Here is an 8,892-nt window from a genome sequence, read left to right on the forward strand (position 1 = left end):
TCCGTTACATCCGCTACATCCGTTACATAATCCGTTGCCGAACTTCCTTCTTCCTGACATCCGTTACATCCGTTACATCCGCTACAGAATCCGTTGCCGAACTTCCTTCTTCATGACATCCGTTACATCCGCTACAGAATCCGTTGCCGAACTTCCTTCACCTCTGATTATTCGTTCATATTCTTGTACGTAGCAACAGCCGAAGGCGAACTCCGGTTTAAATAGCGGAATATCCAATACTTAAATACCGTATCCAAGATCACTGGAAAAGTCGCAATGAACAAAAATATGAACTGCCTATTTTCTGGCAGTCCCAAATGCCTCGATAAACCTTCGAGAATTACTTCCCAACCATGAGGCGAGTGGAATCCGACAAACACATCTGTAAACAAAATAATTACGAAAGCTTTCGCACTGTCGCTGAGGCCGTAAATCACATCGTCCATGAAAGACTTTAAAATCTCAATCTCTTTCTTGTTAGTGACGATAATCGCGGCAAAGGCAATGCAGGAAATCAAATCGGCAAAAATATTTTTAATAGCTCCACCACTTTCAGAGCGGTATTCCTCCGCTAGTTCAACTGCTTTCTCGGCAATCTTCTTTTCCGTTTCCTCTAAAGAAAGCGACGGAGCAGTGCCTATTAACCTTTGAAACTTGAGGTGCTGCTCAAATCTCTCCAGCTCTTGAAATGCTTCTTCTTCCAGGTTAACATTTATGAAAAGTGGAGCATTTTCTTTGCCTCTAAAATGGTCAACTACCGGGCCAACTAAAAAGTTTTTGGCAATTTGATTCGTCAACAGCGGAACTAAAATCAAAAGCAAAATAAATCTGAGAGAAATAATAGTTTTTACTTTGGAATTCCGAAAATTCTTGACTACTTCTTTTTCAGCTCCCGGATCTAAATCTTTAGTGATTCGATTCAAAGTTCCCAAAAGCGATCGCGGTAATAAATTCACTTCTTCATAGTTAGTGTCAACCTCACCATCGTGAATTTGAACAGAATTAGCTGAACCTTTATTTTTTTTGTCAGGTGGAGAGCTGCTATTTGTAGATTTTGCCTGCACATTTACTGAAGTGACAACCGGAACAATTGCCGTCGATCTACTATTATTAATATACTTGTCGATGACTCCATCAATAAACTCTAGCTTCTCAAATATAAGGGAGGCTCTATCTTTATTGTTGAGATGTAATCCGTGCTGGTGATGATCCGCGCTGTTCCCCGTTTTCGGTTTGGCCCCCACTCGCTCCGGCAGTTCCAAAAAAGAACGGCTAGCATTAAACTCAACCATTCGGGTTTGGATGACCTTGAGGTATTTTTGCAGTTCGGATTTAAAGTAAGACAGGGTGCTTTGTCCGTAATCTCCCGATCGCTCAGAGATTCCTTGACCCCCAAAATGCTCGTCTTCGATCGCCTTAATTGCTAACGCAGCATCGTAGGCCTGTTCTAGAGCCCTCTCAGGCGTTTCTCGATACCATTGGTGAAGGCTGTAGAGATATTTTACAATCCTGTTCCACGGAGAAGTATTCATAGCTAAAGCTGGTTAGTTGGCTGTAGACATTAGTGATTAAAGTATTCACGGTATGGTAACAAATTTACATAAATTGAGAACTGCCAGCGAAGATTCAATTTGGATTGTCGGATCTGCCTGCAGCGGCAAAACCACTCGCTTAGTCGAGCAGTTCTGCATTTGGAGCAAAACTGTCAAGCCCTTGCCCACAACAGTTTCAGGGCGATCGAGTTCCGGGCGGCGGCGGGCTGGACAAACTGCCCCAGCAATTTTAGTCTTAGCAGCTAACGGAGACAACCGGCTAGAATTGGCCGATCGCATCGCCGTCGCTACCGAAGGAAAATATACCTTTCACTCCACAACGCCCTTCGGTTTTTTTGAGCAGGAGGTATTGTTATTTTGGCCCCTGCTAGTTCAGTCGCTGGATTTGAGGGCTCAATTTCCCCTGCGGCTGCAACCTGAAACAGAACTGGAACTTGCCGCGAGACTCTGGCGTCGCGAACTAGACGAAGGGATTTTGCAAAAAACAGGGGTCAGCCCAAACCGAATGGTGCGTCGAACACTAGACTTATTACAACTTGCTGCTGTCAGCGGTACGCCGAGAGAAGAGATTCCCAGCATTCTGGAACAGGGATTTGCTGGTGAGGGCGGCTCGAACAACCTGTGGACTAGCATGGGAGAGTTGCTCGAAAGGTGGCGGGAATGGTGCTTGACGCGGGGGCTCCTGACTTACGGGATTGTTTGCGAACTCTACTGGCGCAATTTGTTGCCGGATTGCACTTACCAGCAGCATTTGGCCTCTAGATATCAAGCTGTGATCGCAGACGATGTTGACGATTATCCGGCGATAAGTGGCCATTTGTTCGATCGAATGCTCGACTTCGGTGCAGCGGGGGCGTTCTCCTACAACCCAGATGGAGGAGTGCGTTTGGGCTTGGGGGCTGATACGGAATACCTAGCCAGACTCGAAGACCGCTGTCAAAGCGTGGTAAATTTGGACGCAAAAGCCGGTTTAGCCCCAGAGATTGGAGATTTAGCGGTAAGTTTAGCAGTTAATACTGAGGGTTTTTATCCTTTAGGCTTGAGTTTGCCCGGTAAAGTTCGATCGCTCCAAACCACTTCCCGGGCTCAACTGCTGCGAGAAACCGCCGAAATCATCGTGGATGCGGTGAAGTCACAAGCCGTGGAACCCCAGGAAATCGCCGTAATTGCCCCTGGGATGGATGCGATCGCCCGTTACAGTTTAACGGAAATTCTGGCGCGACATAATATCGCCGCCGTATCTCTCAACGATCAGCGTCCCCTCTCGGCTACCCCAGAGATTCGAGCTTTACTCACTTTGTTAGCCTTAGTTTATCCGGGACTCGGCCGTTTAGTCGATCGAGACGGCGCAGCCGAAATGCTGGTAGTGTTGGGCAGCCAGAAACACAGTTCATTGGAAACAGAAGATTCCAACTCGACGTTCAATCTAAAATCTCAAATTCATAATCAAAAATCGATCGACCAAGTGAGAGCAGGTTTAATCGCCGATCACTGTTTTTGTCCAGATATCGATCGACCTCAATTGCTGCCCATTACAGCTTTTCCCCGGTGGGACAGAGTGGGACACCGAGCAGCCAGGGCCTACGAGCAGATTGTGGAGTGGATCGAACAACAGCGATCGCAACAGCAGGAGCGGCTGTTGCCGAGCCCCATTGCCCTGCTCGATCGAGCCATCCAGAAATTTCTCATGAACGACAGATACCTGCCCTACGATCGGCTAGCAGCCCTGCGCGAGTTAATGGAAACCGCCACCCACTACTGGGAAATCAACGGGCGAATGCAGCGCGTAGAACCCACAAACGGCGGCGACTCAGAAACGATCGCCCGGTTCATCCAGTTGTTGCGCCAAGGAACCGTCACCGCCAACCCCTTTCCAGTGCGTCCCGAAGGCCCAGCAGCCAGGGCCGTCACCCTCGCCAACATTTTCCAGTACCGCAGCAGCCGCCGCGCCCACAAATGGCACTTTTGGCTGGATGCCGGCTCGCCCCTGTGGCTGAGTGGTGGTGCGGCGACATTGTTTGGTGCTCCCTTATTTTTGCGATCGCAACTGGGGCGCCCTTGGGAAACCGAAGAGGAAACGGCGGCCGACCAACAGCGGCTGCGGCGAATTCTGCTAGATTTGTTAAGTCGCTGTTCCCTGCTTTACCTTTGCCACAGCGAACTATCCGTCAGTGGACAAGAACAAACCGGGCCGCTTCTGCCCCTAATTAACAGCTCTGTTTCTTGTCAGCAGTCAGCATAAGACAGTCGGCTTCTGCTGGCAAGGGGCACATCTGTATTCAGCCTTCGACATTCGGAAAGAAAAAATTCTGACGGCGAAGATTTTTATTTATTCGGCTTCTGGATAAATACACTGGGCTGACTCCCAGCCGGAATTCTAGGTTATATATCGAAGTGGCGCGATATTAAAGTATACCCAACCTAGGCATCAAAACGTGCAATCATTAATATTTTGATATCAAAAGATGCCCCGCTTAAAAAATATCTATAGCCGTTGCAGTTTTGATTTAGTATGTTAGAAATGATGGGGTTATTAATCAATTTTAAGCCAGATTTGTGGCAACAAACTGATACTAATCAGTTCTTAAAGTTAATCGGGATCGTCGTTTAAAGGAGCCAAAATAATGCCAAGTGCAGTGCCAGCAGTAATTATACCACCAACACCAACACCAGAACCACCTCCAACACCAGAACCACCTCCAACACCAGAACCACCTCCGACGCCGCCAACACCTCCAACCCCAGCACCACCTCCAACACCTCCAACACCTCCCTCCGGGGACGACACAATTGGCGACATAGACGACACAGGGGGCGGAGGCCAAGGTACCTCGCCCGGAATCATCGGCGGCGTAGTCCGCGGCGGAGAAACCAACGACTCCTTAGTTGGCAGTCCCGGGCCCGACGTGATTTCCGGGCTGCAAGGCAACGACAACCTCCAAGGAGCCGACGGCGACGATTTAGTATTCGGGGGCGATGATGACGACGTGCTGTTCGGCGCGCCAGGGAACGACGTTCTCGACGGCGGTTCAGGACTCGATACCGTGTACGGAGGCAAAGGCAACGACTGCCTCGACGGGGCAAATAACCCTGACCTGCTGTACGGCAATGACGCCAACGACACGGTAATCGGAGGCGAAGGCAGAGACACGGGTTATGGGGGAAAAGGCAGCGACAGCTTGCGTGGGGGTTCTGGCGACGATAGCTTTTTGGGCGATCGAGGCGACGACATCGCGTGGGGCGACCAAGGCAACGACTCGCTCTTCGGCGGCGACGGCGAAGACTTGCTATTTGGCAACGAAGGAGGCGACTGGCTATACGGAAACGCCGGCGGGGACACATTTTTTTCCGGCGACGGCGACGACATCGTATTCGGCGGTGACGGCGACGACATCGTGGACGGCGGTGCTGGCAACGACGTTATTTGGGGCGAAGCAGGCAAAGACATAATCGCAGGAGGCGAAGGCAGAGATGTCTTCGTCATCGGTGCCTTCAGTTCCCCCAGCGGCAGCAGCGACGGCACTAACCCGGCATTTCTCACCACAGGCGGCCCCGATATCGCCGATGCCGACATTTTCACAGACTTTCGCCAAGGCGAAGATTTAATCGGGTTAACCGGCGACCTCAAGTTTGAAGATTTGGTAATATTCCAAAGCACTGAGACGAAAGCCGGCAGTACGATTATTCGCAACGGCGTCAGCGGCGACTTTTTAGCAGTATTGCCGGGAGTAGACAGCAGAACCCTAGGGCGAAGCTCATTTGTAATTGCCCCCACAGTTCCCGGCAGCGCAACTCCGCTTCCCCTACCGACGCCGACAGAAAGTCCGACACCGACAGGAAGTCCGACACCGACAGGAAGTCCGACACCGACAGGAAGTCCGACACCGACAGGAAGTCCGACACCGACAGGAAGTCCGACGCCGCCGACACCGACAGAGCCACTGCCGACGTTCCCGACGCCGACAACAGGAAGTCCGACGCCGACAGGAAGTCCGACGCCGACAGGAAGTCCGACGCCGCCGACACCGCCGACGCCCATCTTTAACCAACCTCCAAGAGCAGTTAACGACAACTTCACCACGGTTGCGGGTCAAGAACTCAGTTTCAACGTTCTGTTGAACGACACTGACCAGGAACAAAGCGCTCTGACTGTCACGACTTTTGCTCCAGCAAGCAAAGGGAGCCTGGTTCCCGTGGGCGGCGGCGTATTCAAATACACCCCGAATCCCGGCTTTTCGGGTACTGACAGCTTCAGCTACTCGATATCAGACGGCAGCGGCGGCACAAGTAAGGCGGTAGTAACCATCAACGTCAGTAGCCCGCCGCAGCTAATAATTAACGAGGGTGTGGTGGTTGCCAAAAGTAATCCTACCCAGACAATCACTGCCGCCGATTTGTTAGTCACAGATCCCGACAACAGCCCCTTGGAAATCGTTTACACGATTACTAAAGCCCCCGATGCTACCAGAGGTTTTGTCCAAAGGGGTAGCACCTTTCTCAACGTGGGCGGCAAATTCACCCAAGACGATATCAACAACAACATCGTCAAATACAACTTGCTGGCAGCAGGTGGCAGCGACACTTTCACGTTTACAGCCTCCGACGGATCTGCAACTATCGGGCCGGCATCCTTCAGCATCACGGTGGTAGATAATATTGTCGATCGCAGCGCACTCCCGGCCAGCAGCTTTACAGGCAGCAACCTCAGCGACTTCATCCTCGGCGGGGCCGGCGACGATACCCTCTCTGGGGGCGACGGCAGCGACATCATCGATGGCAGTGTCGGCAACGACATCGTATTCGGTGAAGCAGGCAACGACTCGGTGGTGGGTGCGATCGGCAACGACACCGTTGACGGCGGACTGGGCAACGACACCGTTAACGGCGAAGACGGCATAGACTCGCTGATCGGCGGACTGGGCAACGACCTGATGTTCGGCGGCAATGACAATGACAACCTCTTGGGCGGTGACAACAACGACACCATTGACGGCGGAACAGGCAATGACTCGATGTTGGGAGAATCCGGCGAGGACTCGATACTTGGTGGCGCTGGGATCGACACCTTACTTGGTGGCCTTGGCGACGACTCCCTCGATGGCGGTGCAGGCGACGACATCCTCGACGGTGGACTGGGCAGAAACTTGGTCGATGGCGGTATCAATAACGATTCCATCTTGGGCGGCGACAACGATGAAACGATGTTGGGTGGACAAGGCAACGACACGGGACTCGGAGGTTCGGGCAATGACTACGTGTTGGGCGAGGCCGGCAGCGACTCCCTCGACGGCCAAGCGGGCGACGACACTCTCGACGGCGGTGCCGGCAGCGACTGTCTCAGCGGCGCCTTCGGCAATGACTTGGTATTGGGCGGCGATGACAACGACTCGCTTTCCGGCGGTGCAGCCAATGACATTTTGGGTGGCGGTGTCGGTTCTGACTTGCTCACGGGCGATGCTGGCAATGATTTCTTCTACTACGAAACTCCCAGCGAAGGCGTGGACGTGATTGCTGACTTTAACGCTAACGGCAGCGAGACCGACAGATTCTTGTTCAGGTCGTCAAATTTCGCGGGTTTAACCAACTCAGGAACTACTCTCGATTTCACCAGTTTTATCGTCAGGAATATCGGGTCTAGCGGCGACGACATCAGCAAGCAATCAGTCATTTTGTTTGAATCTAAATTTGATAACGCTCAAGCAGTAAATGCAGTGTTGAAAAATCAAAAGGGTTCGAGCAAAACAGGAGCTTTCTTCGTGTACCTGAACAATACTTTTAACAAGTACGTTCTCGGCTTCGACCCGAATGTGGCAGATGACAGTCTCCCAGCTTTCGATTTGGGAGTGTTGAATTCTATTCCTACAGTGCCCGGAGCGCTCAGCACAGTCATTACTGCATCTGACTTTAAGTTTATTTAGTAGTTTTTGAGTAGCGTCGCAAGGAGGCGGAACAATGCCAAGTGCAGTACCACTAAATTTTCTCCTAGGGCGGCTACCCGAGGAGAACGGGGATACTTTGGATAGCGGGACGGTGCCGCAGCCTACGCCGTCGTCGGGCACGGAACCGATGATGACGGGCACGGAACCGATGATGACGGGCACGCAGCCGATGATGACGGGCACGCAGCCGATGATGACGGGCACGCAGCCGATGATGACGGGCACGCAGCCGATGATGACGGGCACGCAGCCGATGATGGGGACGGGCCCGGACATTTCGATCACCCCGGTGCCGCGGCCACCTCTGACAGTTCCCACGCCTCCCCCAGAGCCACTTTTTGTCGATGGCTTAGTTGTCGCAAATGACGGCAGTAACTATTTAATCGGCAGCTTGTTCAATGACACCATTTCCGGGCGTGCCGGCGACGACACGCTTCTGAGTCGGGACGGGGACGATGTAGTCAGGGGCGAAGACGGTAACGATTCTCTCAACGGTGGCGCTGGTAAAGATATCGTTGAGGGCGGGCGCGGCAATGACACGGCGCGGGGCGGCAAAGGCGATGACTTGGTTTCTGGCGACGAGGGCGGTGACGTAGCTTTTGGCGACCAGGGGAACGATGTTGTCTTGGGTGCTGAAGGCAACGACTCGCTGTACGGCGGTAAAGGCAATGACTGTCTGCGCGGTGGTGGCGAGGACGACCTGATTTTTGGCGACAAGGGCAGTGACAGTGTTTTTGGCGACACTGGTAACGACTGCCTGATCGGCGCTCGGGGCAATGATATTTTGTTGGGCCAGGAGGGCGGGGATGTCATCACCGGCGGTGTTGGTAACGATACTGGTGACGGCGGCGAGGGTGATGACCTGATCTTCGGGGGCGACGAGAATGATTCTTTGTCTGGAGATGCTGGGGATGATATTCTTTCGGGCGATCGCGGGTCTGATACTCTGACAGGAGGCGACGGATCGGATATCTTTGTTCTCGGTAGGGTGGGCACGTCGGCTGGTAGCAACGGGTTTCTCACTACTGGCGGCCGCGAAATCGGCGATGCTGATGTAATTAGAGATTTTAATGCGGGAGATTCGATCGGTCTGGCTGGAGGTCTGAACTTTACAGAGTTAGAAATTTTCCAGGGCCAAGGCTCGAATTCTAGCAACACGATTATTAGGGACAGGCGAACTGGGGAATTTTTGGCGGTGTTGATTGATGTTCGATCGAACTCGCTAGATGAATCTCGGTTCACTACAGCTCAAATACCCCGCGTAGACGACAATCCCTTCACCATTGAGGGGACAACTCCTTCTAGCGGCGGCACAACTCCTTCTAGCGGCGGCACAGCTACCAATAGCGGCGGCACAGCTACCAATAGCGGCGGCACAGCTACCAATAGCGGCGGCACAG

General features: G+C 52.6%; 3 protein-coding genes and 1 pseudogene. 3 read left to right on the plus strand and 1 reads right to left on the minus strand.

The window, feature by feature from the left end; all coding sequences use genetic code 11:
- Positions 1–167 precede the first annotated feature (167 nt).
- Entirely contained in the window at positions 168–1,532 is a 1,365-nt protein-coding gene (locus QUB04_RS23470; protein WP_333288063.1) for a proton extrusion protein PcxA, read from the minus strand.
- A gap of 52 nt (positions 1,533–1,584) precedes the next feature.
- Between QUB04_RS23470 and QUB04_RS23475 the strand changes: the two genes are divergently transcribed.
- The 3 genes and pseudogenes from QUB04_RS23475 to QUB04_RS23485 all read left to right on the plus strand — a co-directional run.
- A complete protein-coding gene (locus QUB04_RS23475) occupies positions 1,585–3,795 on the plus strand; it encodes a recombinase family protein (RefSeq protein WP_333288065.1) in 2,211 nt (736 codons plus the stop codon).
- 382 nt (positions 3,796–4,177) lie between these two features.
- On the plus strand, positions 4,178–7,471 hold the full coding sequence (locus QUB04_RS23480) for an Ig-like domain-containing protein (RefSeq protein WP_333288067.1): 3,294 nt from the start codon (positions 4,178–4,180) through the stop codon (positions 7,469–7,471).
- A 34-nt stretch (positions 7,472–7,505) separates the two neighbouring features.
- Positions 7,506–8,892 (plus strand): annotated as a pseudogene (locus QUB04_RS23485) (calcium-binding protein); the annotation flags it as partial.

The organism is Microcoleus sp. D2_18a_B4 (genome assembly GCF_036702475.1).
Classification (GTDB): Bacteria; Cyanobacteriota; Cyanobacteriia; order Cyanobacteriales; family Microcoleaceae; genus Microcoleus.

Bases quoted from the DNA above. Each gene is read 5' to 3' on its own strand.
- QUB04_RS23475 (WP_333288065.1), top strand. From the start codon at position 1,585: ATGGTAACAAATTTACATAAATTGAGAACTGCCAGCGAAGATTCAATT.
- QUB04_RS23470 (WP_333288063.1), bottom strand. From the start codon at position 1,532: ATGAATACTTCTCCGTGGAACAGGATTGTAAAATATCTCTACAGCCTT.
- QUB04_RS23480 (WP_333288067.1), top strand. From the start codon at position 4,178: ATGCCAAGTGCAGTGCCAGCAGTAATTATACCACCAACACCAACACCA.